Source organism: Sulfurospirillum diekertiae, from assembly GCF_002309535.1.
Taxonomy (GTDB): Bacteria; Campylobacterota; Campylobacteria; order Campylobacterales; family Sulfurospirillaceae; genus Sulfurospirillum; species Sulfurospirillum diekertiae.
In genome coordinates this window covers 2,442,823-2,468,445 of record NZ_CP023275.1, presented here as the reverse complement: position 1 = coordinate 2,468,445, position 25,623 = coordinate 2,442,823, and the positions used below count along the sequence as shown (strand labels likewise).

At 40.0% G+C, this 25,623-nt stretch carries 25 protein-coding genes and 1 tRNA gene; 9 read left to right on the top strand and 17 right to left on the bottom strand.

All coding sequences use genetic code 11. The features are described from left to right. Positions 1-8: 8 nt before the first annotated feature. Together tupB and SJPD1_RS12675 are read left to right on the top strand one after the other, a co-directional pair. On the top strand, positions 9-710 hold the full coding sequence (tupB, locus tag SJPD1_RS12680; RefSeq protein ID WP_087439483.1) for a tungstate ABC transporter permease TupB: 702 nt from the start codon (positions 9-11) through the stop codon (positions 708-710). Next, on the top strand, positions 707-1,744 hold the full coding sequence (locus SJPD1_RS12675; protein ID WP_096047468.1) for an energy-coupling factor ABC transporter ATP-binding protein: 1,038 nt from the start codon (positions 707-709) through the stop codon (positions 1,742-1,744). Before tupB ends, SJPD1_RS12675 begins: the two co-directional genes overlap by 4 nt. A gap of 48 nt (positions 1,745-1,792) precedes the next feature. Here the strand turns inward: SJPD1_RS12675 and SJPD1_RS12670 are convergent, their stop codons facing one another. The 5 genes from SJPD1_RS12670 to SJPD1_RS12650 form a co-directional block, all read right to left on the bottom strand. After that, a complete protein-coding gene (locus tag SJPD1_RS12670; RefSeq protein ID WP_096047467.1) occupies positions 1,793-2,416 on the bottom strand; it encodes a hypothetical protein in 624 nt (207 codons plus the stop codon). Between the two features lie 137 nt (positions 2,417-2,553). After that, on the bottom strand, positions 2,554-3,705 hold the full coding sequence (locus SJPD1_RS12665; RefSeq protein ID WP_096047466.1) for an MFS transporter: 1,152 nt from the start codon (positions 3,703-3,705) through the stop codon (positions 2,554-2,556). An 8-nt stretch (positions 3,706-3,713) separates the two neighbouring features. Beyond that, positions 3,714-4,127 carry a MarR family winged helix-turn-helix transcriptional regulator gene (locus tag SJPD1_RS12660; protein ID WP_096047465.1) on the bottom strand — a complete coding sequence of 138 codons (414 nt, stop codon included), beginning with the start codon at positions 4,125-4,127 and terminating at the stop codon, positions 3,714-3,716. Between the two features lie 69 nt (positions 4,128-4,196). Beyond that, entirely contained in the window at positions 4,197-6,443 is a 2,247-nt protein-coding gene (locus SJPD1_RS12655; protein WP_096047464.1) for a diguanylate cyclase domain-containing protein, read from the bottom strand. A 4-nt stretch (positions 6,444-6,447) separates the two neighbouring features. Continuing rightward, entirely contained in the window at positions 6,448-7,230 is a 783-nt protein-coding gene (locus SJPD1_RS12650) for a substrate-binding periplasmic protein (protein WP_096047463.1), read from the bottom strand. Positions 7,231-7,352: 122 nt separating this feature from the next. On the opposite strand from SJPD1_RS12650, the gene SJPD1_RS12645 reads away from it, so the two are divergent. The 3 genes from SJPD1_RS12645 (at position 7,353) to selD (ending at position 9,359) form a co-directional block, all read left to right on the top strand. Then, positions 7,353-7,541, top strand: a complete 189-nt coding sequence (locus tag SJPD1_RS12645; protein ID WP_087439474.1) for a sodium-dependent tyrosine transporter — start codon at positions 7,353-7,355, stop codon at positions 7,539-7,541. Between the two features lie 81 nt (positions 7,542-7,622). Beyond that, positions 7,623-8,213 (top strand): sulfurtransferase-like selenium metabolism protein YedF, encoded by a 591-nt coding sequence (gene yedF / locus SJPD1_RS12640; protein WP_096047462.1) that lies wholly within the window; start codon positions 7,623-7,625, stop codon positions 8,211-8,213. Between the two features lie 114 nt (positions 8,214-8,327). Next, positions 8,328-9,359 carry a selenide, water dikinase SelD gene (selD, locus tag SJPD1_RS12635; RefSeq protein WP_096047461.1) on the top strand — a complete coding sequence of 344 codons (1,032 nt, stop codon included), beginning with the start codon at positions 8,328-8,330 and terminating at the stop codon, positions 9,357-9,359. Positions 9,360-9,399: 40 nt separating this feature from the next. Here the strand turns inward: selD and SJPD1_RS12630 are convergent, their stop codons facing one another. After that, entirely contained in the window at positions 9,400-9,588 is a 189-nt protein-coding gene (locus tag SJPD1_RS12630; RefSeq protein ID WP_087439471.1) for a hypothetical protein, read from the bottom strand. A gap of 138 nt (positions 9,589-9,726) precedes the next feature. Between SJPD1_RS12630 and SJPD1_RS12625 the strand changes: the two genes are divergently transcribed. Beyond that, positions 9,727-10,077: a hypothetical protein gene (locus SJPD1_RS12625; RefSeq protein WP_096047460.1), complete on the top strand. Its 351-nt coding sequence runs from the start codon at positions 9,727-9,729 to the stop codon at positions 10,075-10,077. A 2-nt stretch (positions 10,078-10,079) separates the two neighbouring features. Here SJPD1_RS12625 and SJPD1_RS12620 read toward each other — a convergent pair whose 3' ends face one another. The 6 genes from SJPD1_RS12620 to mgtA all read right to left on the bottom strand — a co-directional run bounded on the left by SJPD1_RS12620 (position 10,080) and on the right by mgtA (position 16,673). Next, positions 10,080-11,063 (bottom strand): Ppx/GppA phosphatase family protein, encoded by a 984-nt coding sequence (locus tag SJPD1_RS12620; protein ID WP_096047459.1) that lies wholly within the window; start codon positions 11,061-11,063, stop codon positions 10,080-10,082. Continuing rightward, positions 11,053-11,631 carry a DUF4337 domain-containing protein gene (locus SJPD1_RS12615; protein WP_096047458.1) on the bottom strand — a complete coding sequence of 193 codons (579 nt, stop codon included), beginning with the start codon at positions 11,629-11,631 and terminating at the stop codon, positions 11,053-11,055. Before SJPD1_RS12615 ends, SJPD1_RS12620 begins: the two co-directional genes overlap by 11 nt. Before the next feature lie 54 nt (positions 11,632-11,685). After that, a complete protein-coding gene (locus SJPD1_RS12610; protein ID WP_096047457.1) occupies positions 11,686-12,273 on the bottom strand; it encodes a DedA family protein in 588 nt (195 codons plus the stop codon). 12 nt (positions 12,274-12,285) lie between these two features. Continuing rightward, positions 12,286-12,747: a YccF domain-containing protein gene (locus SJPD1_RS12605; protein WP_096047456.1), complete on the bottom strand. Its 462-nt coding sequence runs from the start codon at positions 12,745-12,747 to the stop codon at positions 12,286-12,288. Positions 12,748-13,020: 273 nt separating this feature from the next. Continuing rightward, positions 13,021-13,935, bottom strand: a complete 915-nt coding sequence (locus SJPD1_RS12600) for a cation diffusion facilitator family transporter (RefSeq protein ID WP_210394371.1) — start codon at positions 13,933-13,935, stop codon at positions 13,021-13,023. A 23-nt stretch (positions 13,936-13,958) separates the two neighbouring features. Next, positions 13,959-16,673 carry a magnesium-translocating P-type ATPase gene (mgtA, locus tag SJPD1_RS12595; RefSeq protein WP_096047455.1) on the bottom strand — a complete coding sequence of 905 codons (2,715 nt, stop codon included), beginning with the start codon at positions 16,671-16,673 and terminating at the stop codon, positions 13,959-13,961. Between the two features lie 324 nt (positions 16,674-16,997). Between mgtA and SJPD1_RS12590 the strand changes: the two genes are divergently transcribed. Continuing rightward, positions 16,998-18,299, top strand: a complete 1,302-nt coding sequence (locus SJPD1_RS12590) for a DNA polymerase Y family protein (RefSeq protein ID WP_138070111.1) — start codon at positions 16,998-17,000, stop codon at positions 18,297-18,299. 63 nt (positions 18,300-18,362) lie between these two features. Here the strand turns inward: SJPD1_RS12590 and SJPD1_RS12585 are convergent, their stop codons facing one another. The 3 genes from SJPD1_RS12585 to SJPD1_RS14570 form a co-directional block, all read right to left on the bottom strand. After that, positions 18,363-19,580 (bottom strand): OprD family outer membrane porin, encoded by a 1,218-nt coding sequence (locus SJPD1_RS12585; RefSeq protein ID WP_096047453.1) that lies wholly within the window; start codon positions 19,578-19,580, stop codon positions 18,363-18,365. 238 nt (positions 19,581-19,818) lie between these two features. Then, complete coding sequence (locus SJPD1_RS12580) at positions 19,819-20,034, bottom strand: type I restriction endonuclease subunit R, EcoR124 family (RefSeq protein ID WP_096047452.1); 216 nt, start codon at positions 20,032-20,034, stop codon at positions 19,819-19,821. A gap of 44 nt (positions 20,035-20,078) precedes the next feature. Next, a tRNA-Sec gene (locus tag SJPD1_RS14570) sits at positions 20,079-20,178 on the bottom strand. 240 nt (positions 20,179-20,418) lie between these two features. Between SJPD1_RS14570 and SJPD1_RS12575 the strand changes: the two genes are divergently transcribed. Together SJPD1_RS12575 and SJPD1_RS12570 are read left to right on the top strand one after the other, a co-directional pair. Further along, the gene (locus SJPD1_RS12575) at positions 20,419-22,911 is read left to right on the top strand and encodes an efflux RND transporter permease subunit (RefSeq protein WP_226372207.1); all 2,493 of its coding nucleotides are present in this window, start codon (positions 20,419-20,421) and stop codon (positions 22,909-22,911) included. A gap of 93 nt (positions 22,912-23,004) precedes the next feature. Further along, a complete protein-coding gene (locus SJPD1_RS12570; protein WP_096047451.1) occupies positions 23,005-23,823 on the top strand; it encodes a tetratricopeptide repeat protein in 819 nt (272 codons plus the stop codon). Between the two features lie 77 nt (positions 23,824-23,900). Here SJPD1_RS12570 and SJPD1_RS12565 read toward each other — a convergent pair whose 3' ends face one another. Together SJPD1_RS12565 and SJPD1_RS12560 are read right to left on the bottom strand one after the other, a co-directional pair. Beyond that, a complete protein-coding gene (locus SJPD1_RS12565; RefSeq protein WP_096047860.1) occupies positions 23,901-24,569 on the bottom strand; it encodes an amino acid ABC transporter permease in 669 nt (222 codons plus the stop codon). Positions 24,570-24,704: 135 nt separating this feature from the next. Further along, positions 24,705-25,490 carry a transporter substrate-binding domain-containing protein gene (locus SJPD1_RS12560; RefSeq protein ID WP_096047450.1) on the bottom strand — a complete coding sequence of 262 codons (786 nt, stop codon included), beginning with the start codon at positions 25,488-25,490 and terminating at the stop codon, positions 24,705-24,707. Positions 25,491-25,623 lie beyond the last annotated feature (133 nt).

Genomic DNA, 25,623 nt, shown 5'->3' with positions numbered 1-25,623 from the left:
GGATAATTTTGGATTTTATTTTATCGGGCTTAAAAGAAGCTTTTTGGTTACTTGTTAACCTTGATCCTGAAACGATCTCGGCGGTTGATGTGACGCTAAAAAGTTCAACTCTTTCTATTATTTTTAGCATTGTTATTGGGTTGCCATTAGGGTTCTGTTTGGGCTTTTTTCAATTTCCTGGGCGAAAATTTTTCAAGCTTCTTTCCGACACCCTTCTTGCCATTCCAACGGTAGTGGTAGGTCTGATTGTTTACGCGTTTATCTCTAACCGTGGACCATTTGGAAGCTATGAACTGCTTTACACCTTACCGGGCATTGTGATTGGGCAAACACTTTTGGCATTGCCGATTATTGTCTCATTGAGTGCTACGGCTGTTGAAGGAATGGAGAAAAAACTTTACCTCACACTTGCCTCCTTTGGATTAACGATGGCACAGATGATTCGAAGCGTTGTTTGGGAGCTTCGTCATGCATTGATCGCCGTTGCTGTTGCTGCATATGGTCGTGTGGTAGCAGAAGTGGGCATAGCAATGATGATTGGCGGGAATATCAAGTGGTTTACCCGTACCATTACCACGGCGATCTCATTAGAAACTAACAAAGGCGAATTTGCCATGGGTATTTCACTTGGATTGGTATTGATGAGCATCGCTTTTTCGCTTAATTTTATGCTCTTCTTTTTGAAAAAACGCGCGAGAATCGTTGTATGAATACGGTCATGTATGAACTTAAAAATTTACGAACGTTGTATGGTGAAAAGCCTGTTTTGGACATTCAAACATTACAGGTATATGAAGGTGAAATTTTAGGACTCGTAGGTTCAAATGGTAGTGGCAAAAGTACGCTTTTACGCCACCTTGCCTTTTTAGAAGCAGCACAAAGTGGCACGCTTTGTTATCGTGGTTTTGATGCGAGTTCCATCCCTTTGTCCCTCAAGCGCGAAATTGGTATTTTATTGCCGGAACCTTACCTACTCAAACGTAGTGTACGAGAGAATCTTCTCTTTGGACTCAAAATCAGAGGAACCCTTGAAGATGCACCAGAGCGAATGAATGAAGCGTTAGAGTTAGTTGGACTTTTGCCTAAAAAATTTTTACATAGGGCATGGCATGAACTTTCCAGTGGAGAGACTCAACGTGTGGCATTGGCTTCACGACTCGTCCTTCATCCAAAGATGCTTTTACTTGATGAACCAACCAATAGTCTTGATTACAGCGGTGTTCCACAATTTACCGATGCTATTTTACATGCCAATCAAGTGTGGGGAACTACCATTGTCATTGCCAGTCATGATCTTTTGTGGCTCAATGAAATTGCTACACGTAAAGTTGGGCTTCATTTTGGACGTTTGATGGATTTTTCAACAACCAATCTCATCGTCGGTAAATGGCGTGAAAGTGGGGATGAGCGCTTTTTTGACTTTGATGGAAGTCAAAGTATGTCATTACCAAAAAGCTATCGTATCGGCGAAAAACGAGGTGTGGCGATTAACCCACGTGATATTTCAGTCTCGATTGAACCTTTTACATGTAAAGATGATACGGTCTATTTGACAGGCATCATACGTGATGTGTTGCATGTCACCAAAACCAATGAGATTTCACTCAAAATTGTCATCGGCAATCATCTCTTAGAGTGTGTGGAGAGCTTTGAATACTTTAAGCGTTACCACTTTTACCCTTCTCAAAATGTGTATGTGAGTTTTGCCAAATCGGCAATTAACGTGCCTTCCAAAGAGGCGTAAGTGTTTTTAATACTGTTGTGAGAGATGAGCGTCCTTTTGAACTAAGGCTTAGGGTTGTATGATCTCCCATTTTGAATCTTTTTGGATCAGTTTGAATGTCTCTATGGTGTTTTCTTTGGTTGTATTGGTATCTTCATCAAAGAGTCCATCACATTCAAGTTCAAAACGGAGTGAATGATCATCTAACCATGCCGTGTGCTGAGTAACACACTGCGCATGAAATTTATGGGTGAAAACTTTAACAATGCGATCTTCTTTAAAGGTGTAAACAGTGATGCGGTGGGACTCTTCTGCTTCGGTTGCAAAATAGTTTTGAGTAGGGTTAAGATACGGCATTCCATCGAGTCTTATTCCCTTACCATCGCGTAAATCAAGGGCATAATAGGCTTCGCTATCGGGCATAAAATCACTGTAGATAAGATATTTCTCTTTGAAAAAACAGCCTTTGAGCGTGTAGAGGAGTGTTTTGTACTCAGGGTCATCGCCCAGATATTCATCTTTAAACTCTAGCGTTTGAGCATTGAGCAGATGAATCGTTTTAATATCTTTCTCTTTTGTGAAAAAGGCTTTGCATTGTTCCAGTTGTGTACTATTGACATCACGATCAAAATAGGCAAGATCCGCTAACAAAGTGGTTGTGATACATGCTAACACGATTCCATAGACTTTCATAGTGCATTTCCTTTTGGATGCATGAAAACTCCTGCAGAAGCAAGAACCTACCAACGAAAAGCAATTTTTGATCCGCTTTTTTGATGAAAATTACCCTTGCTTATTCATATCAATATCACACAATGGCACATGTACGATTAGTGTGCTTTTGGGTATTTTTTATTGGTGTGAACAATAAGCGCTAATGCCATAAGCGATAAACAGGCAGCGACAAGATAAGGAATTTTAAGCCCCACTGTTTCGCCGATAAACCCTGATGCAATGGGCGCGATAGCCGCACCCATCCAGCGTAAAAAATTATAACCACCTGAGATAATATTGCGCTCAAAGTGCGATTCCATAACGTATGTCGTGAGTAAAGAGTTATTGATTCCTGAAAGTAAACCGCTTAAAATGATGAAAATTGCCATGAACGTTAGCGAACTCACGGACATCATTGCTATCAAAACTATGGCAAAAAGAGCCAAAACAACAGGAATGATCTCTTTGGCTTTCCACTTTCGTTCAAGCTGTGTACTCAGCACCACCGAACCAAGTGCCAGTGCAAATCCCCATCCAAAAAAGAGGAGTCCAATCTCAATAGGCGTCATCTGAATCACCAAGGGCGAATACGCAAGTACCACAAAAAAACCATAGTAATAGAGCATCGCTGCTAATGAAATTTTGACGAATTTTGCATCGTGAAATAAGGCTTTAAGCTCTTGGATGCCAGCGGGTTTATGAGATTTTTTCTCTTTGGGATTTTTAACAAAAATAACCACTAATAAAAAAGCGACAACGGTTAAAGCACCCGTGACTAAAAAAGGGTAGCGCCAGGAGTATTGACCAACAAAGCCTCCCAAAAGAGGACCTGCTGCGATACCAAATCCGATGGAACCTTCAAACAAACCAATGGCTTTGTGGTGATCGCTGGAGAGTGCAATTAAAAGAATGAGCGCGGTTGCAAAAAAGTGAGCATTACCGTATCCCCAGCCAGCTCGAAAAAGCGCTAACATTGAGATATTTTGCGCCGTTGCGCACAAAAGGGCAGAAATTGCGACAATGGCAAGTCCCAAAGCCATGACGCGTTTGTCCCCCAATTTACTGGCAAGCATTCCCGCAGGAATCATAATCAGTGCCATCATAAAAATGTACGTTGTAAACAGAAGTTCGACTTGCCAGCTGGTTGCCCCAAGATGGTGTGCGATGTCAGGAAGGATGGGATCAACCACACCCATGCCCATAAATGCGAGAAAAGTTGCAAAAACAGTGACTTTTTGTGCGAGATTATTGCTGTGTATATGACTCATAAAAGGCCTTAAGAGAGTTTTTCAAGAAGCATGAAGAGTGTTTTTCGCTCTTCATCAGTCAGCTTTTGGGCTAAAGTATTTCGAAATGCCATTACACAGGCTTCCGTTTTTTCTAAAAGTGCTTGACCTTGTGGCGTTACAGCAATGACATTGGCACGCTTATCGCCTTCAACCGATTTTTTAACAATCAACTCTTTTTTTTCCAGTGAATCCAGCGTTCGGCTGATGGTTGTGTTACTTTTATTTAAAAGTGTTGCTAATGTTGTTTGGTTAACTTTTTCACATGAGGTAAGAATTTCAAGTAAAATCCTCTGTTCAGGTGCAATGCCATATTCACTTAAAAGGGTATTGATGGTTTGGTTAATATGGTTGGCGGCGCGTGCAACTCTAAAGCCAACCGTATTGTTGAGTGTTTCTTTCATAAGATACTCCAAATATTTGCATATGCAATTATTGCATATGCAAACTTATTGAAGCGTTAAAAAATATGGTTAAGAAGAGGTCTCATAAAAGCAAACCTGATTGCGCCCTTTTTCTTTAGCTTGGTACATGGCAAGATCAGCCTCTTTGAGAAGCATAGTACTGTCTTTTTTAGGATCATTTCCAAAAATAGTACATCCAATACTTGCTCCCAGTTGATAATTTCCATGGGCCAGAGCATAAGGCTGACATAAAAGTGAGAGAATTTTATGGGCAATATTTTCTGTCAGATGATTAGCGCTACCGTGTTGTTTACCAATATCTTTGAGTAAGACAATAAACTCATCACCGCCAAGGCGTGCTACAAGATCACTCTCTCGGATTGTCTCTTTAAGGCGTGCTGCCGTTTGAATCAGAAGCATATCTCCTGCATCGTGCCCAAAGGTATCATTGAGCTCTTTGAAATAATCCAAATCAATAAAAAGCAATGCTCCCAAATGGTTCTCATAAAGACAGTGTTTTAAGGTTTTGTGCAAAGATTCTTCTAGCAAGCGACGGTTTGCCAGACGGGTTAGAGGATCATAGTAAGCCAGTTCTTGAATTTTCAGTTGTTCTACTTTATTGGTGGTTATATCGTTAAAATTGGCGATAAAGTGGGTGATGGTACCTTGATCATTGCGAATAGCGGTAATGGTAATAAATTCTGCATAAATTTCGCCATTTTTTCGCTTATTCCAAAGTTCACCTTGCCAAAAACCTTCTTCAAGTAATGCTTTCCACATCACTTGATAAAAAGCTTTATCGTGATAGCCTGAATGAAGAATTCGGGGTGTTTCTCCAAGGATCTCATTGTCGCTATAGCCTGTAATGCGTGTAAAAGCTTCATTGACTTTTAAAATCTTTTCATGAACATCGGTGATAAGAATAGCCTCTTGCGTTTCAAACGCAACGGCTGAAAGATGGAGTTGCTCAACTTTCTTCTGCGTATCAATGTTGATGTAAACACCTGTAAGCAGTAAAGGTTCATTTAGCTCTGAAAATTCAATGACTTTACCTCTTACTTGTATCCAGACCCACTCACCAGAAGCCGCTTTCATTCGGCGTTCAATCAAAAAGATTGATTGGGCAAGAATCTGATCTTGAATCGAAGATAGCATATCATTCGCATCATCAGGATAGGTTAATTCATAGATTTTATCCCATGGCGTTTCAAAAGAGTTGGGCTGATAGCCAAGGAGTAAAAAACATTGTGGATCCCACGTGACTTGATTTGTCTTTAAATTCCATGTCCAAAGACCTGTTTGTGTTGCTTCCATAGCAATGCGGAATTGTTTTTCATAGGAGAGTTGTTCTCTTTGGCGGCTGTTTTCATTGTAATAACGCACAATCAATGCCAATGTCAGTACCCCTGTAAGGGTAATGAGAAGCGTGATGATACTTAGTATCTTTTGACGTTCTTTATCCCAATAACCAAGGGTATTGGCTTCATTCGTTTGAATTTCTACAATAAAAGGAAAAACTTTGGCGAGACGAAAAACATCTAAAAGAGTATGGGTTTCCTTTTGTAGATGGGTAAAAAAGTCCTCGTTGACGTGTTGCAGATGGTTCATGTTGTAGTGTGAAGATCCAAGGTAAAATTGTGGATTGGTTGAGACTAAAAGAGTGCCATCTAGTCTCCACAAAGAGACAGTGCCTTGATCTGTGGGTAGGGTATTTGTATAGCGATTGGTAAGATAATCAATATTGATGTTAGCGATAACGTAATACAGCGTGTCTTCGAAAAAAACTTTTTTGAGTAGGGGTAAAAAGGTTATTTCTGAAGAAGGTATAGGTTTTTCAATACTACTCGAATGGGCATTATCAAAATCTCTTCCAGACCATGGAACACCGATGCGTAGTAAGGGTGTTTCTCCAAAAGGAATAGGCAAAAAATTGTCTATGGATACTTTCTTGCCAATATTAAGTTCATGAGAACTTGCTACGATAACACCTTCGTCATTTAAAAGAGAGAGTGAGCGTAAATAGGGAGCATTATGCAAAAGTTCAGTAAAAACAGGGGCAAGAGCAACCTCGGAAATTGATTCATTACTTAAAAGTGGGATACGATCTATTGTTATACTCGCATGTTGAAGGATTTGAGAAAAATGTTCTTCAATTGTGTAGGCATGAAGATTGGCAATATGACGATGTGTTTGGATGGCTTCTTGGCGTAAACTAGAGAGTGCCATAATGATAAACCCAATAATCATCGCAAAAATGACAATCGCTGCGATAATATACCGAGTGACATTTCTCTCCTCTAATAAAAACTGCTTCATCGAATTACTCGGACACAACAATAGGTTCTAAATGGTGGCGCTTTGAAGCACTTAACAGCCTGCCATCCTGTTTGATAGCCTTAATAAAGGCTTCAACTCTTTGCTCAAAGGAAGGCTCATTTTGTGCCATTGCCCAACCATAAGGGGTGATGTGAAATGGTTTAGTCGGTTTGATTAGCTTTGCCCACTCTTGTTCCTCAAGCATATAAATACCAAAAGGGTAGTCACTCATAAAAACATCAGCACGTCCTGCTTCAACCTCTTGTTCTCTTGCATGAAGAGAATCGACAATCAGCAGTTTGGCATTTTTAAGGTAATCTTGCATGAGTTTCACATGATACGTTCCCTTGGCAACCGCAACGACAACACCTTCTTTATCGATGTCGTCCCATGTTTGAATACGGCGATTACTTTTGGCGGCAATCGCATAGACATCACTTGCAAGATGAGGTGTTGTAAGGGTAAGGTATTTTTTTCGCTCTTCCGTATGGCCAATGGCAAACATAGCTATATCGCAATAATGTGTGTTAATATCTTGAATGAGTGTCGCAAATGAGCTGGATTTAAACTCTACACTGACACCCAAATCTTTGGCAAACTCTTTTGCTAAATCAATATCAATGCCCGTGAGCTCTTGTGTTCGCGGATTGATATAAGAGATGCCGTAATACTCTGGCCAGATGCAAACACGTATTTTTTTTGTTTCAAAAATCGTTGAGAGCACATCTGCACTGAGTATAGATGTTGATGTTAAAGCTATCAAAAAGATCCAAAATACATGTGCCATAATTGTGACCTTTTCATTGTAAAAATATTCACATTCTAAAGTATAACACAAAACAATTTCCTAAATTCATAATTTACCAAAATCGTGCTAGAATAAAGCCAATAAAGATAAAGGAGTTTACAATGTTTGTTAAACTAAACGATAGAGTTTACCTCAATGCCGATCGTATTACACGCATCAAAATTGATGAGGTGCAAGATGGTATTCGTGTTCGTTTTTACGAAGGTCAAAATCAAGTGGCAAAAAGTCAAAAATTTGACAGTGTAGAAAAAGCAAGTGCGTGGATTGAAAAAATAATGAATGCAAAATAAGAGAGGATTTTATTCTCTCTTCCCTCTTTTTTTTTAGGTCTAAGGTTTAGACTAACTTAATTATACTTACTGGAGAAAATCATGAAAATAGATTGTAGTGGCTTGGCATGTCCAGAGCCCGTTTTACAAACCAAAAAAGCGTTGGAAACACTCCCAAATGACTCTGTATTAGAGGTTATCGTCAATTCTTTAGCTTCCAAAGAAAACGTGACTCGTTTTGCACAAAATGGCGGATTTGATGTAAGAGTGCAAGATTTGGCGGAGGGTAAAAGTCTGATTACGATCGTCAAAGGCTTTACATGTAATGTTGTGGCTGATGCTAAAGATGAGAAGTTTTTAGACAAAACCTTGTTCCTTAAAAGCGATAAAGTCGGTGAGGGCGAACTGGGTGCAAAACTGATCGTAGGCTTTTTAAAGTCAACATTAGAACTTCCTAAACTGCCTCGTCACATTGTCTGTGTCAATCAAGCCGTTCTTTTAACGACGGCAGATGAGAGCGCACCGATTATGGAAGTGCTCAAAGCGCTTGAAGCTAAAGGCGTTGAGATTTATTCTTGCGGTGTTTGTTTAGAATTTTTTGGTGTGAGCGACAAACTCAAAGTGGGTAAAATCGGTAATGCTTTTGGTACGATTGAGATGCTTTTTGGTGGAGATGGCACAATATCATTATAATAACGCTTTCAAAGCAAAGCTTTTCAAACTACGTTAACACTGGGTTTTCTCGAGCGAAGGCTCACACTACTTCTTGATCATTTCATGGTCAAGAAGTTGAAATTAAGGTACTAAATGAATAACGAAGCAAAATTGACCAAATATGTCAAAGCTGCTGGTTGCGCTGCCAAGCTGGGTCCGGGAGACCTCACAGAAGCCATAGGCGGTCTTTCCTGCACGCATGAGAATATTTTGGTCGGTATGGATACCAGTGACGATGCGAGTGTTTATTATCTCGATGAAGAACGCGCACTCGTACAAACGGTTGATATCATCACTCCTGTGGTGGATGACCCTTATGTGTACGGACAGATTGCAGCGGCAAACTCTCTGAGCGATGTCTTTGCCATGGGTGGCGAAGTGGCTACGGCTATGAACATTGTCGGATTTGATGGCTGTCATCAGCCACGCTCTATTTTGAAAGAAATTTTAGAGGGTGGACAAAGTAAAGTTGTCGAGTGTGGCGGTATCATCATTGGTGGGCATACCATCGAAGCACCTGAGATGACCTATGGTATGAGTGTGACGGGTTTTGTTCATCCTAAAAAGATTTATCGAAACAACACGCCTCGCATTGGTGATGTGCTGATTTTAACGAAACCTTTGGGAATGGGCATTTTAACGACAGCAATTAAAGCAGATATGCTCGAAGCTAAAGTGGTTGAAAAGGTTGCTTCTATCCTAGCAACCCTTAACCATAAAGCCTCACGCATTATGCGCCAATATGATGTGAGTGCGTGTACCGATGTGACAGGTTTTGGACTTTTTGGACACAGCTATGAGATGAGTTTTAACCGCGTGACGATTGCTTTTGAGCTTAAAAATATTCCGATCTTAGACGAAGCTAGAGGAATGGCAGACATGGGTATTATTCCAGCAGGAGCATATACGAACAAAAGTTATTTAAGTTCTAAAGTATACGCCAAAGTGCCTCACAAAGATGAGATCATCTTGTACGATGCTCAAACTTCTGGCGGACTTTTGATGGCGGTGTCTCAACATGATGCACCAAAACTTTTGAAACACCTTCACGATGAAGGGCTCACCTATAGTGCGATTATTGCGGAAATTTTACCTTTGGGTGAAAACCCACTCCTTTACATGTAAAGAAATGGAGATAACCCAAAAGGGTTATCTCAGCTTTGGGTTACGCCTTGAGATCAAGGTTTGACCCAATACCCTCTGATGCCAGCCCAGAGACTTGCGCTGATGCAGTGTCTGTTGGTTGAGGCAGAGATTCCAACATTTTTGAAACCATCTGTTCTTGAACCTTCATTGCTTGCTTCATCGCATAAATTTCTGTGCTTGACGGGATGCTACTATTGAGTGCGTCCATTATCTACTCCTTATCAAGAGCTAACTCTATATCGGCAAATTTCCATTTGAGTTAAAATTAATCTGGAACTTAAAATGCTTGAGTTAATATGTGATACATTATATCGCAAAAGCAGGGATCGCTTGTAAAGGATACTTTATGGAAGCCAAGCATTATCTCTTATGCCCTCTTTGTAGTTACGAAACAGAGCATATTACACTCGCACGAACGCATCGACATATTCGTTTGCAGAAAAAATGGATGGTCTGCCTTGATTGCAGACATCTCCAAGAAAAACCACATCCCAAACGATTTTTGATTCAAGCATTCAAGGTTATATGGTTACATGTAAAACAATTTGCTTTTAAAAAGCATACGCACAATCCTTCCTCTCTTGTTCCAAAACTTTTGCATAAACCCAGTTGTCAGAAGTGTCATGGACATCATTTATTAGAGTGGGATGGGAATTGTCCTAAATGTGGAAGTGCCTTTTTAAAAAAAGTGGTGTGAGATTATTGGGTGTGGACTAAAAGCCAACCAATGACCCATGCACCGTCTTTTGCAAAATAGACTTTTTGATCAAAAAAATTCATTGCATCAATCGTCTCTTTTGCCAATAAAGCTCCCGCAACCAAGTTCTTAGCACCATAGTAGCCTAACAAAAAGCATTGCGCACTCGCTTCGCTACACTCTTTTCGCTCTTCCTGTGAAAAAAGGGCGATAACTTTCTCAAAATCCGCTTTTTCTAAACGAACAAACGACTCTAAATGACCATTGGTTTTCAAATAGGCTGTTGCCCAAAAAATACCACCACTGGCGTAGAGTGCCTCTTTTGTGTGAGTTGTTTGAAGTGTTGAGAGCTCATTTTGAATCACACTGACACATTTTGCTTCAAAGGAAGTATTGGTGTCACGTAAGTCTGCTTGTTGGGTTAACGAAACCGTTCCGAGGGGAATTTCAAAAAAATCAATGACATTTTGTGCATCCATCCAAGCTACTTTTGTGTTCCCTCCGCCGATATCGATCATGGAAGCGTTAAGCCATTGTGCTTTAGGAACAGAACCGTAAAAAGCAAACGTGCTCTCCTCTTTTTCATCGATAAAATACAGAGCATGATGCGTCATTTTTTTGACTTTGGCTTCTAGCGCGGGTCTGTTTTTGATTTTATGGATAGCACTGCTAGCGATAATAAAGATGTTCTGTTCAGATATGTTTTGGTCATGTTGAAGTGTATTTTTAAGTATGACAATGTCAGAGCTAACATGATCTATCATCTCTGGTGTCATTATGCGATGTTCTGTTATACCACTTTGAGGAGCGGTGTTAAGAGCGTTTCGATAGTTGATCTTGGTAAGATTATTATCTAGCTCGATCACATAGGCCTTAACACCTTTCCCTCCTATTTCGATGGCGCCATACTGCTCTCCAAAGAGGGCAGCGTGGCATACAAAAACGTAGAGAAAAAGGCGCGCGAGAAAACTTTTTTTAAAGAACAAGGCAGTAGCCTGCGATAATGGCTCCAATACCACTTAACACTAAAGAACCTAACCAAAACTTTTTATTGCGGGTGAGTGCTGAAATAGAGGCAAGCGCAATAGAAATTTGTAAAAAGGTAATCGCAAAGCTTAAAATGTGGTGGATGTGATAGTAGTGATCACTCTGCTCATTACGCAATTCTTTCAGTCCTTCAATACGCTCTGCTTCGGCTTTAATCTCTTCTTGCTCTTTTTTATAAACCGCTACTTTTTTCTTAAAATCTTCCGCTTTATCAGGGTAGATCTCAGCGTTGACTGTGTAAATATGCGCTTTCACACTTTTAGCTTGGTAAAAATTCCACTGATCAGAGGCTTGACTTTGGTACAGTACCGCTTCGTTTTTGGTGAGGATTGTTTTCGATGTAATTTGTGATTCATACAAACCAACTAGGGCTGTAACAATAGCGATAATAGCGGTACTCAGCGAAATATACGAAAGCCAACCTTCTGCCTCTTCTTCTTTGTGTTCGACTTCTGCTAGAGCTTCCTCGACTTGTTTTAAATGTTCTTCAATGGCATTACTTTCCATAGTGTATCCTCTTCTAAAATCTAAAAATGCGCGCGTATTTTATCAAAAAAAATACTACTTTTGATCTACTTTGGCTTTTAATGTTTTTTCGGTAATCGTATGGATGTAGTAGTATGCCACACCAATGAGTGTGCCCACAAGCGGCAGTGCATAGTACCAGTGTCCTTTTGCCCATTTGATGACACCTAAAATTTCATTTCCGAAGTACCACACGGGGATAATAATCAATGCTGCCCAACACCATGCCGCAAACAGATTAATCACAGCATATTTTTTAGCGCTATATCCAGTCAGTCCTATGGCGATGGGGATGATCGTGCGAAGCCCATACAAATAACGCTGTAAAAAAATGATCGGCCAGCCATGTTTTTTAAGCAGGAGATGTGCCAGTGCAAATTTACGTCGTTGTTTTTTGAGTGTGCGATGCACATAGCTTTTGTTAAATCTTCCAATGTAAAAATAGATCTGATCTCCTGCAAAGCCACCCAGACCTGCTACAAAAATAGCGGTAAAAAGTTGCATGTCACCTGTATGGGTAAAAAGTCCAGCCATCACCAGACCGCTTTCACCTTCTAAAATACTCCAGAAAAAAAGAATAATATACCCATACTCTCGCATGCTTGAGATAAAAAAGTCTTCCATAATCTACCTAATTTAATTCTTGTGTCGCATGGAAGCGGCTGTTTGTTCTGCATTAAAATTTCGAGCGGCTGCTGCAACCTCTTTATCAACAATGGTTTGACCAATGGGAAAAAGTGAGATAGCGGCAAGTTTGAGGTGTTGGATGCCAAAAGGAATACCAATAATCGAGGCAAAACATGCAATCGCAGAGAAAACATGACCAAGAGCGAGCCAAATGCCTGCAAAGAGAAACCAAAGAATGTTGCCGATAGTTCCAAAGGTACTGGTTCCAATATCGTCTTTGTGCAGGAGCTCTTTACGACTGATGGCTTCTTTACCAAAAGGGAAAAAAGTAAATTGACCGATGATAAAACAGGCTTTTGCCCACGGGATGCCAATGATGGTGATAAAAGCCAACACGCCTACAATCCACCAGCACAGTCCCATAAAAACGCCACCTAAAATAAACCATAAAAAGTTGCCAATTGAACGCATACTACTTCCTTAACAGATTGAGTGTCGTATTCTACTTAAAAGTAAGGTTGATTTTGATTACAAAGGGTGAAATGCTGGAAAAAGAAGGAGGGCAAAGAGTAACGCTCAGACCGGGCAATCTGAGCGCATCTTTTAAAATGATTGAGTGTTTCACAAAAAGGAGGTTATTGACTTGGTAATGAAAGTATAGGAGAATAGATTAAACGTGTGATTAACCTTTTGTAAATAAAAAGTCAATGAGAAAAACTTGATCACTTTATTGCTTTTTGACATTCATTTTTTCAATACTGGATCCACATGGATCATAATATAAAGCACTGGATGTTTGGACATAACATTGGCTTTGACAGCTTTGGCTATGATGTGACCTTCTGTTACGGTAATGGAACCATCAATATCCAAATGGACATCAGCCAAAATCAAATCACCTGCTTTGCGTGTTTTTAACTGATGAAATCCAATGACACCGGGTGTTGCAGCAATTTCGGCAGCAATAGCGTCTACTTGATCTTCGCTGATGGATTTATCTAACAAATCTTGTGTGGCATCCCATAAAAATTTCCATCCCATTTTACTCACAACAAATCCAACGATTAAAGCCGCGATAGGATCAAGAATAGGAAAACCTGCAAGGTTTCCAACAATACCAATGGCGACAACCAAAGACGATGCCGCGTCCGATCTTGCATGCCAAGCGTTGGCAATCAACATACTGGATTTCACTTTTTGGGCAACCGCTAACATATAGCGGAAGAGCAACTCTTTTGCCATGAGTGAACCCAGTGCCGTCCAAAGTGCTATTAGATGCACCGTTGGAATAGATTCTGGCGTTTGGAGCTTATGCACTGCCGACCAGACCATGCCAATGCCTACCACTAAAAGCAATCCACCTAAAATCATAGAAGCTAAGTTTTCATAGCGTTTATAACCGTAATGGTAATGTGTATCTGCCTTTTTTTGACTTTTCCATGCCGCCACAAGGGCGACAAAGTCAGCGCCTAGATCTGATAAAGAGTGAATACCATCAGCAATCAAACCCTGTGAACCTGATACAATACCAATAATAACTTGGCAAATAGATAAACAGAGATTGACAAAAGCACTGACCCAAATACTTTTGTTAACAGCTCTTTTGGTCTTTGCTGTACTCTCTTCTTCCATCCCCATTTCTTCCGTAAAATTTCCCAAGACAGACTCCTATACGCTTTGTTTTAAATTCTAGCAAATTTCTTGATGTAGTACATTTTAACACTTTGCGTTAAAAAGATATACCCTATCATCATCACCACTAAGATACTCCAGTATTCCGTAGGTAAGGCAACCAGTCCTAAGGATGAGGCAAACGGAGAAAAAGGCAACCAAATTCCTAAACACATAATGCTCGCCGTCATCAAGATAACCGGCAAACTTGCGGTACTTTGAAAAAATGGAATTTTATCAGTTCGAATAATGTGTACAATCAGTGTTTGTGAGATGAGAGACTCAACAAACCATCCTGTTTGGAACAGTGCTTCATTATGCCACGCATCAAACACATAAATCATCACACCAAACGTAATGTAATCAAACACTGAACTTGTAGGTCCAACGATCAGCATAAAGTTTTTAATATCGGCAATATCCCATTTTTTTGGTTTTTTGATCAGTTCATCATCCACATGATCGGTTGGCGTTGTGGATTGAGAGAGATCGTATAAAAAGTTATTGGTGACGATTTGAATCGGGTGCATGGGAATGAAAGGCAAAATGGCACTGGCTCCTACCACGCTAAACATATTCCCGTAATTTGAACTTGATCCCATCTTGATGTACTTGATGATATTCGCAAACACTTTTCTCCCCAACAAGACACCTTGTTCTAACACAAGTAGGCTGCGCTCCAGTAAGATGATGTCAGCGGTCTCTTTGGCAATATCTACGGCGGTATCGACCGAGATACCCACGTCAGCGAGTTTAAGGGCAGGGGCATCATTGATCCCATCGCCCATAAACCCAACGGTGTGACCATTTTGTCTGAGGGCACTGACAATGCGTGCTTTATTATCAGGGGAGAGTTTGGTAAAAACATTGGCTTTTTCAACAGCAAGTTTGAGCTCCTCTTCATTCATCGCATCAATGTCAGCTCCTTGGTAAATAGCAGTAATTTCCAACCCCACATCTTTACAGATTTTTGTCGTGACACGTTCATTGTCACCGGTGAGAACTTTAACGCTGACGCCGTACTCATTTAACATTTTGATTGCTTTTTTTGCACTCTCTTTGGGAGGGTCAAGAAAGGACATAAACCCTGCCAAAATCATTTGGGATTCATCTTGGATTGCATAGGCTTGTTGAGAATTGGGTATGTTTTTGTAGGCGACGGCAATAACCCTAAAACCATCATTGTTGTATTCATTAACCAGATTAAAAATATCACTGTACATCGTAGTATCCAGTGGTAAAATCTCACCATTTTTTTCAACATGTGTGCAGACTTTAACCATCTCTTCGACAGCACCCTTGGTGATGAGAAGATGTGAATTGTCGGTTTTACCAACCACAACGGACATTCGTTTGCGGTTAAAATCAAAAGGAATTTCATCTACTTTATTGGGAAATTCATTAACTGCCAATCCCTCGATTTCAGAGTGCTCCAAAACAGCGACGTCTAGAAGGTTTTTTAAGCCGGTTTGATGGAAACTGTTTAAGTAGGCTAATTCTAAAACATGGTTACATTTCTCGCCATTGACGTTGACATGTTGTTCGAGGATAATTTTATCTTGGGTAAGTGTGCCTGTTTTATCGGTGCATAAAATATCCATTGCTCCAAAATTTTGAATGGCACTGAGCTTTTTAACAATGACTTTTTGCTTTGAGAGTGCAAAGGCACCTTTGCTTAAATTGACTGTGACGATCATCGGTAGCATTTCAGGAGCAAGCCCCACGGCAACAGAGAGTCCAAATAAAAAGGCACCCATCCAATCATGTTTTAAAAAGCCATTGACCAGCATCACCACCGGCACCATTATAAACATAAATCGAAGCATCAACCATGTAAACTTTTTGATGCCTATATCAAAGCTTGTTGGTTCCGCCGCACTCTCAATCACTTTGGCAATGGAGCCAAGATAGGTCTCTTTTCCTGTGGTACACACAACGCCAATCGCTGTTCCACTCTCAATACTGGAACCCATAAAACAGATATTATGTGCGCTTATCATGGATTCAATTTCATGCGGTTCATTGATGGCAACTTTTTCCACAGGCATCGCTTCACCTGTCAGTGAGGCTTGATTTAAAAAGAGATCTTTGGAGCTGATGATTCTCAGATCGGCGGGGATGATGTCACCTGCACTCAGATGGACAATGTCGCCAGGTACAATCTTTTTGATGGCTATTTCAATGGTTTGAGAGTGAGATTCATGGATTTTATGATTGGATTGGGTAGTGATTTCATCTGAACTGGGTTCATCATTTTGCCTGAGTACCGTTGCTGTTGATGAGACCATACTGCTGAGTTTTTCAGCCGCTTTGCTGGAACGAAATTCTTGCATGGAAGAGAGCGCAACACTCAGAAGCGTCATGCCTCCTACGACAACAGCGGTTCGTACATCGTCCATGTAAAATGAAACACTGGCAAGAACGATAAGCATGAGTGTCAATGGATTTTTAATATTTTCAAAAATAACCAGCAAAGGGTTGGCTTTTTTGTTTTCCGAAATGATATTCGCCCCAAATTTTAAAAGATGTTTGTGCGCCTCATGCTTGCTTAACCCTTTTTCAGAGCTACCAAGCTTTTCAAAGAGCTCCTCTTTGGAGCAGGTTGCAAGTTCTTTGAGTTTGTGGGTGCTAGACTGTGTACTGGCGATATTTTGCTTGGATGCTTTAAAGTTTTTTGGCAAAAATGCAGGCACCAAGGTGTGAAAAAAATAGTCATATTTGAACATAGCTCATTCCTTCTTATAATGTTAAGAAGGTGGTTTAGGGCTTAGAGTCGGCTGATTTAAAGTTTTGTGCAGGGCAAAAACAAACCACCTACAAAGGAGCAGACTTTACGAGAACTCGGGTGATCGTCCATGACTGCTCCTTTCTTTTTAGGTGGTTTTATTTGCGTAGAATTGTAGCTAAATTTTTTAAATAAATGGGTGACAAGAGATGAAAAATTTTGTGGCTACGTTGACTCAGTAAAAGATTTCATATAGAAATATTTTTGAAGCTTTTTTTGAAATTCGTCTATACTGTTTTTATCTTTACATGTAAAAAGGTTTTGCGTGATTATTCATCTGGATTTGGACTGTTTTTTTGTCTCTGCTGAACGAACGAGGACACCTTTTTTGAAAGGTAAGCCAGTTGTTGTGTGCAAAAGTAGTGATGCTAAAATCTTTAGTACGCTTGATAGTGAAAGCGTCATGACCGAGTCCGTGGGTGGTTTCAATGGACTCATTCAACATAAAAAAACATTTTCAAGCTTCGATAAAGAGGCGTGGAAAAGCGAGTTTATGGATGAAAAAGGGCGTGTTCATGGGATTGTGATTGCGAAGAGTTACGAAGCCAAAAAGTACGGCATCAAAACAGGCACTTCGCTTCGTGATGCACTGGTGATGTGCCCGAAGCTTCTCATTGTACCTAGTGACCATCTTTTTTATCAACTGCTTTCCACCAAACTCAAAGCTTTTTTACAGACCAAAATCCCCATCTTGGAGCAGTACAGCATTGATGAGTTTTGGGGCGATTTAAGGGGATGGGTGAAAGAGGAAGCAACGCACGCTTTTATTGCATCCTTGCAAAAAGAGATTTTAGAGAAATTTGATCTGCCCATTTCTATTGGAGCCTCAAGTTCCAAGTGGATCGCAAAACTTGCGACAGATTTTCGCAAACCCTATGGACTGACGTTAGTTCCTCAACATGAGATCGCTTCGTTTATCTCTTTGATGCCCATTGCAACCTTTCCTGGCATCGGGCGGGTGCTTCAGAAAAAGTTTGAAAGCTATGGTATTGCAACTTTGGGCGAGGTGTTGGAGCATCATAAGCTTGTTTCCGCGTGGGGCACCATCGGTAAAGACTTGCTTGCGCGCATCAGCGGGGTTGATAATGATCCCGTGGTGACCAAGCGAGATCGTCGTTCCATCGGCATTTCGCGCAATTTTCATGTCATTCATAACCGTGATGAGGTGTTGCGCCGTGCAATTATTCTCTCACGTCATCTCTCTTATACGATTGCGAAGCTGGATTTGCACCCAACGACTTATTATTTATATCTGCGTTATGAAAATGGCATTTCATCTAAAAGCTCCCAAACGCTTGATCGCTCTTTTAGCGAGGGTTTGTACCGTGAGTGGGTTGTTCAGATGTTTTCATCACTTGACACTCACCCCCATTATGGAATTTTGCATCTAGGCTTGGCGCTTTCAAACTTCATCACGCCTTCACAAACCAAGACCTTTTCCCTTTTACATGTAGAGGAGGACGAGAAGTCAAAACGGTTGTCTGAGAAACTGACCAAACTACGTGATAAGTACGGTATAGATATTATAAGGAGTGGGGCTGAGAAACAAGAAAATGAAAAAGAATAAATCATGAATAGACTATTTAAAAAGGAACCCACTTCAAAATGAAGTGGGCTAAGAAAGAAAAAATTAGAATTTGTAGTTGGCTTTAAATCTCAACTGATCACCATCTTTGTCTTTACCTTTAGACTCAAACTCAGCACCTAATTTGAAGTTTTTCAAAGCACCGTCAAATTTGTAAGAAGCGTAAAGAGAGGTGTATGAACCTTTTGTATTGTCATTGAAATCAGACTCTACATAACGGGCACCAACATTTGCTGCCGCTGTAATGTCGTAATTTAAATCAACAGCATACGTATCGGTATTTTTTTGATATCCTGGAGTAGAGAAAACAGGATCGGTATAAAGTAAGTCAGCACCATTCCCTAATCCAGAAATAATATTACCGCTAGCTACATCGTCATTGCTCGTTTTAGAGTATGCTACATAACCATTTAGACCTTTAAAACTCAAACCTGCTTTAAGACCATATGCATTGATTGAATCATCTGCAAATCCTGCGGCATTTTTGAAGCTATTGTAATAGTCTTGAGCAGCAAGGGTATACCCAAAATCACCTGCTTTACCTGTATACAATGCTTCAACATATCCTAAATGGATACCATCTACATCTTCGACATCTGCATAGGCGTAAGCACCTGTTAATGTTAATCCAGGAATTGATTTGTTGATAACTACTAAGGTATAAGCACCATTGTCAAGATCAACAGCATCCGCAGAACCTGTTGCAAATGATTTTGTAAATTTACCAACATTACCCTTACCATCGGTTCTAGATTGGAATTTTTGAACATAACCAGCAATTAATGTTGTATTTGGTAGGTCTGTATTTACGACAGTAACACCTTCAAATGCTTCTTTCGTCATTCTTGAACCACTACTGCTTACAAGAGGTGTATCGATAAACATACGGCCAATTTGAGCAGTTGTTTTGCCGAGGGTATATGAAAGATATGCTTCTGAAAGAACAGCGCCCGTGCCGTATTCATCGCTATTAAATCTGACTTTGTCCGCATCCGTAGCAAATGGTGAAGCGTTACCTTGCGCTGTAAAATTAGCACCCAAACCATATAATGTATCTGTTTTATAGTTAAGCAAAATACCTGTCGTGAAAAGATCTTCTCTATTGTTGCCCGCACTGTCAGTTTTACTAAAATAGTAAGCTCTAAACTCACCACTTACTTTACCATTTTTAAATGCGTCCTCCAATGTTGTTGAAGCTGCAAATGCACTCGATGCAAGTCCAGCAACTACGATAGCCACCAAGCTAAGTTTAGCTAGTCTCATACGTTTCTCCTTTTAAAGTTTTATTTAAATGCTCCTTAATTTAACAGATGAAAACGACGTGAAAATGACTTTTATAAATTTTTAATATTAATATTAAAAATTAAATATATATAGGAATAAATTTTTCTGTATTTGTAACAAAAGCAATAGTATCTTTGCCAGTCTCATAAGAAATGAAGCTACTCACAAAAATAGTAGAAGGTGAAATAGTGTTAAAAGTGGAGGTAATAACCTATGGTCAAAGTATGTATTTAAGGTTTTTTTTAAATGTAAAAAGACTCATAGGCTTCTTTTTCTCGGCATCCCAAAAGCTTTCAAATGCACTTTCTATCGCATCTGTGTCATCTAATTGCATTAAATGGTCGTTAATAAATTTTTCAATGAGCTCAGCTTTTAAGTTGAACCGTGCCACTGAGGGTTTTGATGAGGGCTTCTTTTTGTTTTCTTCGCCCATAATGTTCCATTGTAGTGTCGTAAAGTTGTGTAGTGTTTGAGAGTTGGCGAGAGGGTGTAGGAATCGAACCTACCAGCAGACGGTCAACCGCCCACCCAATCGGCTTTGAAGGCCGTGGTGCACACCAGAGTCACATACCCCCGCAAAAGGTGAATTATTCTAACGAAGTCAAAGTAAAAAAGAGCTTTATAGGGGATTGATATGCTTGTATTTGGTGCTTTGTCAAACCATAATTAAGGAAATGTGTTTGAAAAAAGATATAATTCAACAAATAAAATAGCGAAATGTTTGAGAGAAAAAGCAACGATACTGCAGACTCAATGGTAGTTATTCTAAATTATCCAACAAAACGCTTGAAAAATTAAAATTGAATGGAAAATTTTCGTGGAAAAATATGTAGAAATGTATTCGGACTTTATAACCAAAAATCATAAAATCGTTTTATCAATCCTGCTTTTAGTGACACTGTTCCTTGGGTATTTTGCGGTACATCTCAGTGTAGATGCCTCCGCTGAAACATTGCTCCTTGAAAACGATAAAGACCTTCAACTTACCAGAGAGATTCACAAACGCTATACCAGTTCGGACTATCTTGTCATCTCCTTTTCACCCAATGATCCTATGCTTTCTGAGAAGAGTCTCAATACGATCAGAAGTCTTAAAGAAGCACTTTTAAAAGTGGATAGCGTGAAAAGTGTCGTGAGCATTTTGGATGTTCCGCTGCTTGAGAGTCCACCTCGGTCTATCAAAGAGTTTATTGATGACATACGAACGCTTGAAAGCAAAGATATTAACAAGACCATGGTGCAAGAGGAGTTTACAACCAGTCCTATTTATAAAAACAATCTTGTCAGTGCGGATTTTAAAACAACGGGCATTCTGATCAATTTAAAAGATGATACAAAATACATGGAGTTTGTCAAAGCTCGCAATGCGCTTCTGGATAAACAAAAAGTAGAAAAACTCACCAAAGAGGAATCTCTTCAACTTAAACACATTCAAAAAGAGTTTAAAGAGTATAGAGAGGTCGTCAAGGACAAATCGCATAGCGTGATTAAAGAGGTGAGAGATATTATCGATATGCATAAAGATAGCGGGCAGCTCTTTTTAGGCGGCGTTATGATGGTTGCGGATGACATGATTAGCTTTGTCAAAGATGACATTAAAACGTATGGTATCTCGGTCATTCTCATTATGATCTTAGTGCTTTGGATCATTTTTAGACAGTTACGGTATGTATTGATCCCTGTTACGGTGGCATTTTCTGCGGTTGTGATAACGGCGGGACTCTACACCCTTTTTGGATTAGAAGTCACCGTTATTTCTTCCAATTTTGTCTCCATGCAGCTTATTATGGCGATCTCTTTGTCCATTCACCTTGTCTCCAATTACCGTGAAAACTACATCAAAAATCCTGAGTTATCGCAAAAAGAGATCATTGCCATTACGATGGGAAAAATGGTTTTACCGATGTCGTTTGTTGTATGTAGCTCAATCGTTGCGTATATGTCGCTTATCAGCAGTGGCATCCTTCCGGTTATGAATTTTGGATGGATGATGGCCGTGGCATCGTGTATCTCTTTCCTTTTTGCCATTATATTTTCACCTGCAATGTTGATGGCTTTGAAGAAAAAAGCTCCTGTCTTAACATATGACAAATTTACTAAATTAACATTGGCGTGTGCCAATGCCGTTAAAGCGTATCCGAAAACAATTTATCTGGGTTCTCTTGCTGTTGTCATTTTTAGTATCGTTGGAACAACACAGCTTGTCGTTGAAAACAGTATGATTAATTATTTTAGAGATAAAACAGAAATCTACCAAGGTATGAAAAAAATTGATGAAAACTTAGGGGGGACAACACCCCTTGAAGTGGTCGTAAGATTTCCTAAAAAACAGGTAACGCTGGATAAAAGTTCAGATCCTAGCGTACTTGATAGTTTTGAAGAAGAGTTTAACAAACAAAGCGGTGAAGCGCAATACTGGTTTACCGACCAAAAGATGGAAGAAATATTAAAAATTCAAACATTTCTTGAAAGCATGAATAATGTTGGAAATGTATCATCGCTTGCAACACTCTTAAGGGTTGGGAAAATCATTAAAAACGGGCAAGGGTTGGACAGCTTTGAACTGGGAATTCTTTATAAAGCACTTCCCGAGGAAGATAAAAATATGCTTTTAGATTCGTATATTAACATTGAAAACGATGAAGCACGATTTATCATACGTATCAAAGATTCTTCAAAAGATCTCAGGCGCGAAGAGTTAATCAATACCATAAGAGCAGGATTGGAAAAAGAAATTGGCTTGAAAGAGAGTGATTTTGATATTGTGGGAATGATGGTTTTATACAATAATATGCTCCAATCCCTCTATCAAACTCAGATTTTAACCGTGGGTGAAACCATATCTATACTAGGATTGATGTTCTTATTTTTATTTAGATCTGTTAAAATAGGGCTTATTGCGATTGTTGTCAATATTATTCCTATTGGCATCGTATTTGGAATTATGGGTGTCTTTAAAATACCTCTGGACATTATGAATATCACCATTGCTGCCATTGCTTTTGATATGGCGATGAACAATACCGTTTATTATTATCTGCGATTTAGAGCTGAACTTAAAAAAGATGGTGATTATGTTGCCTCAATGGTGAGATCGCATGCAAGTGTTGGTAATCCTATGTATTATTGCGCTGGCGTAACCGTGATAGGGTTTATGGTTTTGGTGACATCCAACTTTGTTCCAACCATTGTATTTGGACTTTTGACTGTCGCTACAATCTTTGTTGCCATTGTTGCCGATCTCTTGCTCTCACCGTTATTGCTGATAACGTTTAAAGCGTTCGGAACGCCTAAAACAAAAGAACTTTAAGCCATAGAGATATGCGTAAAAGTCTATTTAATCGCTATTAAAACTATTGCGTTACTATTTCACTATTATATTATCCTCTAAAGGAATGTTGTCGTGAAAAAAATATTTGGATTTTTAACGGTTCTCATTTTCGTGGTGAGTGTCGCACATGCAGAGCCTACGATACACCAAGTTTACGAAGCAGCGCAAGCGGGTAAACTCAGTGAAGCACACACAATGGTTGAAGAGGTTTTAAAAGCACATCCGCAAAGCGCTAAAGCGCACTTTGTCAATGCTGAAATACTCTCAGCCCAAGGTCAAATTACGCAAGCGCGTTCTGAACTTAGCGTTGCTGAGCAGTTAGAGCCAGGATTGCCATTTGCCAAACCACAAGCGATTCAAACGCTTAAAGATAAGCTAGGACTCTTGGGTGCTCCTAAGACTCTCTCTAATGAGCATCAAAGCGCATCTTCTTCCACTAAACCTTTTCCATGGACAACCGCATTGCTCTTTGGGGGAGGTGCACTTGTCTTTGTTTTCCTTATTCGATCAGCGTTTAGCCGAAAGTCTACATCTTCCAACAATGGCTTGAACGGTGGAACACCTCCTACTGCGTCCTATCCTAACAATGCTCCTATGAATCCTTCCAGTCCACAAGGTGGAGGAATGGGAAGTGGCATCGCTTCAGGATTGGCGACAGGACTTGCCGCAGGCGTTGGCGTGGCTGCAGGTGAAGCGTTGTTTAACCATTTTGCCAATAACAACGCCTCAACGCCCAACGTAGGAACCCATACTGCGCCCCCCGTGGACACTACCCCACAACCGTCTTCTTCTGATTTTGGAGACAATGACTTTGGCATTAACGATAGTGCTTCATGGGATGATAGTTCTTCGGGTGATAGCATGAGTGATTCCAGTAGCGATTCTTGGTAAAAAAGTAAAGCAAGAAAAGTGGCGCAAGGCTACTTTTCTTACTCGCTTTCACGTTACATGTAAAGATTTAAAACCGATTAGTCTTTCATCCGCTCTTCAAGCTTTTTTGCCCAAAATGAGATAGGGTAGGTGAGCATCAAATACCCAATGGCTAGGGGTATGTAACTCTCTAAGGTTGAAAAAGTATAAGCGTTGACCTCTTGGGCATTCATAGTAAACTCACTGATCGAGATGATCGAAAGCAAGGATGAGTCTTTGATGATGGAGGCGAATTGCCCCGTAAGCGGAGGGATGATGCGTTTGTACGCTTGGGGAAAAATGATATAACGGTAGGTTTGAAACGGGGTAAAGCCAAGGGATTGAGCCGATTCGTACTGACTTTTGTGAATACTTTGGATGCCTGCTCGTATAATCTCACTCACATAAGCACCTGAAAACATTGCGAGAATCACCGTTCCAACGATATAGCGATTGTTAAAGCCAAGATTGTTGGCAAAGACATAGAAAAAGATCAAAATTTGCACCAAAAGTGGTGTTCCTCTGATAAGCTCGATATAAAACCGCGAAAAAAACCGCAAAAGAATCACTTTAGAATTTTGTCCATACGCAAAAAAAACTCCAATGAAAAGACTTAAAATCAAGGCAAAAAAGGAGATAACGATCGTCATGAAAAAGCCATCAATAAACTTTTGTTTGTACGCGTAGACGCTTTCCCAATGAAACTCATAGGAGACCGAGCTAAACATACCATAACAGACAGCGATGATGATGCAAGAAAGAACCAAAAAGTTAAAGGCATAAACGCTCTTATTTTTTTTTACATTCTCTTTTTGGTCAATCTCTTGGATGAAAAAATCGTTTACATGTAAAATGGTTTTGCCTTAAAAGAAAAATGGAATCCCAAGCGCATCGAACGTCGCTCTAGCCTCTGTGAGATACTTTTTCGATAGCGCATCAAACGTGCCGTCATTTTTGGCTTGCTTGATAAACGCATTGACTTGCTCTTTGAGTGCATCATTCCCTTTTTTGATGGCGACACCCCAATACTCAGGCTTTTCTTGAAACGGTTTTAACAGTGCAACGGTTGTCTCTTTATGATTAGCCCAGTTTTTATAGATCGTTAGCTGGTCATACAAAAAACCATCCGCTTTGCCTTGGATCACTTCTAAAACTGCGGCATTTTCTTTGTCAAAGACTAAAAGTTCGGCATTTTTGAGGTATTGGTTTGCATAAAGATGCCCCGTTGTACCTTTTTTCACAGCAATCTTTTTACCCTTTTGGTTTAGGTCTTCTATACTCTTCACACCGCTTGTTTTGTTGGTTAAAATCGCCAAGTTGGATTGCGCGTAAGGAATCGAAAAATCGATCGTCTTTTGGCGCTCATCCGTGATCGTCATTGAAGAGATGATAAGGTCAATTTTCCCAGTTTTCAACGAAGGAATCAACCCATCCCACGCGATATTTTCGATTGTGACTTCGCGTCCGAGGTATTTTCCCAGAGCCTTTGCCAAATCGACACTTACGCCACTAGGCGTTCCATCTTTATCACTCATCTCAAAAGGAGGGTACTGCAACTCCATGCCAACGATGAGTGGTCTTTCCGCTGAATTTACAAGGGTTGTAAAAAGACTGAGTCCAATGAGAACGTTAATAAGGTGTTTAAACATCGTCTTTCCTTTTAAGAAATTTCTCTATTGTATTAAGAATTTTCTTAGGTATCGGTTAGGGGTAGACTTTTAACTTTCTTTACATGTAAAGTTTCAAAACAGATCAAAATGGGTAAATACCCCCTTTCCTCAA

What these genes read in the sequence shown, in the direction of transcription:
- SJPD1_RS12675 (WP_096047468.1), top strand. Translation starts at nt 707, where the DNA reads ATGAATACGGTCATGTATGAACTTAAAAATTTACGAACGTTGTATGGT.
- SJPD1_RS12670 (WP_096047467.1), bottom strand. Translation starts at nt 2,416, where the DNA reads ATGAAAGTCTATGGAATCGTGTTAGCATGTATCACAACCACTTTGTTA.
- SJPD1_RS12665 (WP_096047466.1), bottom strand. Translation starts at nt 3,705, where the DNA reads ATGAGTCATATACACAGCAATAATCTCGCACAAAAAGTCACTGTTTTT.
- SJPD1_RS12660 (WP_096047465.1), bottom strand. Translation starts at nt 4,127, where the DNA reads ATGAAAGAAACACTCAACAATACGGTTGGCTTTAGAGTTGCACGCGCC.
- SJPD1_RS12655 (WP_096047464.1), bottom strand. Translation starts at nt 6,443, where the DNA reads ATGAAGCAGTTTTTATTAGAGGAGAGAAATGTCACTCGGTATATTATC.
- SJPD1_RS12650 (WP_096047463.1), bottom strand. Translation starts at nt 7,230, where the DNA reads ATGGCACATGTATTTTGGATCTTTTTGATAGCTTTAACATCAACATCT.
- SJPD1_RS12645 (WP_087439474.1), top strand. Translation starts at nt 7,353, where the DNA reads ATGTTTGTTAAACTAAACGATAGAGTTTACCTCAATGCCGATCGTATT.
- yedF (WP_096047462.1), top strand. Translation starts at nt 7,623, where the DNA reads ATGAAAATAGATTGTAGTGGCTTGGCATGTCCAGAGCCCGTTTTACAA.
- selD (WP_096047461.1), top strand. Translation starts at nt 8,328, where the DNA reads ATGAATAACGAAGCAAAATTGACCAAATATGTCAAAGCTGCTGGTTGC.
- SJPD1_RS12630 (WP_087439471.1), bottom strand. Translation starts at nt 9,588, where the DNA reads ATGGACGCACTCAATAGTAGCATCCCGTCAAGCACAGAAATTTATGCG.
- SJPD1_RS12625 (WP_096047460.1), top strand. Translation starts at nt 9,727, where the DNA reads ATGGAAGCCAAGCATTATCTCTTATGCCCTCTTTGTAGTTACGAAACA.
- SJPD1_RS12615 (WP_096047458.1), bottom strand. Translation starts at nt 11,631, where the DNA reads ATGGAAAGTAATGCCATTGAAGAACATTTAAAACAAGTCGAGGAAGCT.
- SJPD1_RS12610 (WP_096047457.1), bottom strand. Translation starts at nt 12,273, where the DNA reads ATGGAAGACTTTTTTATCTCAAGCATGCGAGAGTATGGGTATATTATT.
- SJPD1_RS12605 (WP_096047456.1), bottom strand. Translation starts at nt 12,747, where the DNA reads ATGCGTTCAATTGGCAACTTTTTATGGTTTATTTTAGGTGGCGTTTTT.
- mgtA (WP_096047455.1), bottom strand. Translation starts at nt 16,673, where the DNA reads ATGTTCAAATATGACTATTTTTTTCACACCTTGGTGCCTGCATTTTTG.
- SJPD1_RS12585 (WP_096047453.1), bottom strand. Translation starts at nt 19,580, where the DNA reads ATGAGACTAGCTAAACTTAGCTTGGTGGCTATCGTAGTTGCTGGACTT.
- SJPD1_RS12580 (WP_096047452.1), bottom strand. Translation starts at nt 20,034, where the DNA reads ATGGGCGAAGAAAACAAAAAGAAGCCCTCATCAAAACCCTCAGTGGCA.
- SJPD1_RS12565 (WP_096047860.1), bottom strand. Translation starts at nt 24,569, where the DNA reads ATGTTTAGCTCGGTCTCCTATGAGTTTCATTGGGAAAGCGTCTACGCG.
- SJPD1_RS12560 (WP_096047450.1), bottom strand. Translation starts at nt 25,490, where the DNA reads ATGTTTAAACACCTTATTAACGTTCTCATTGGACTCAGTCTTTTTACA.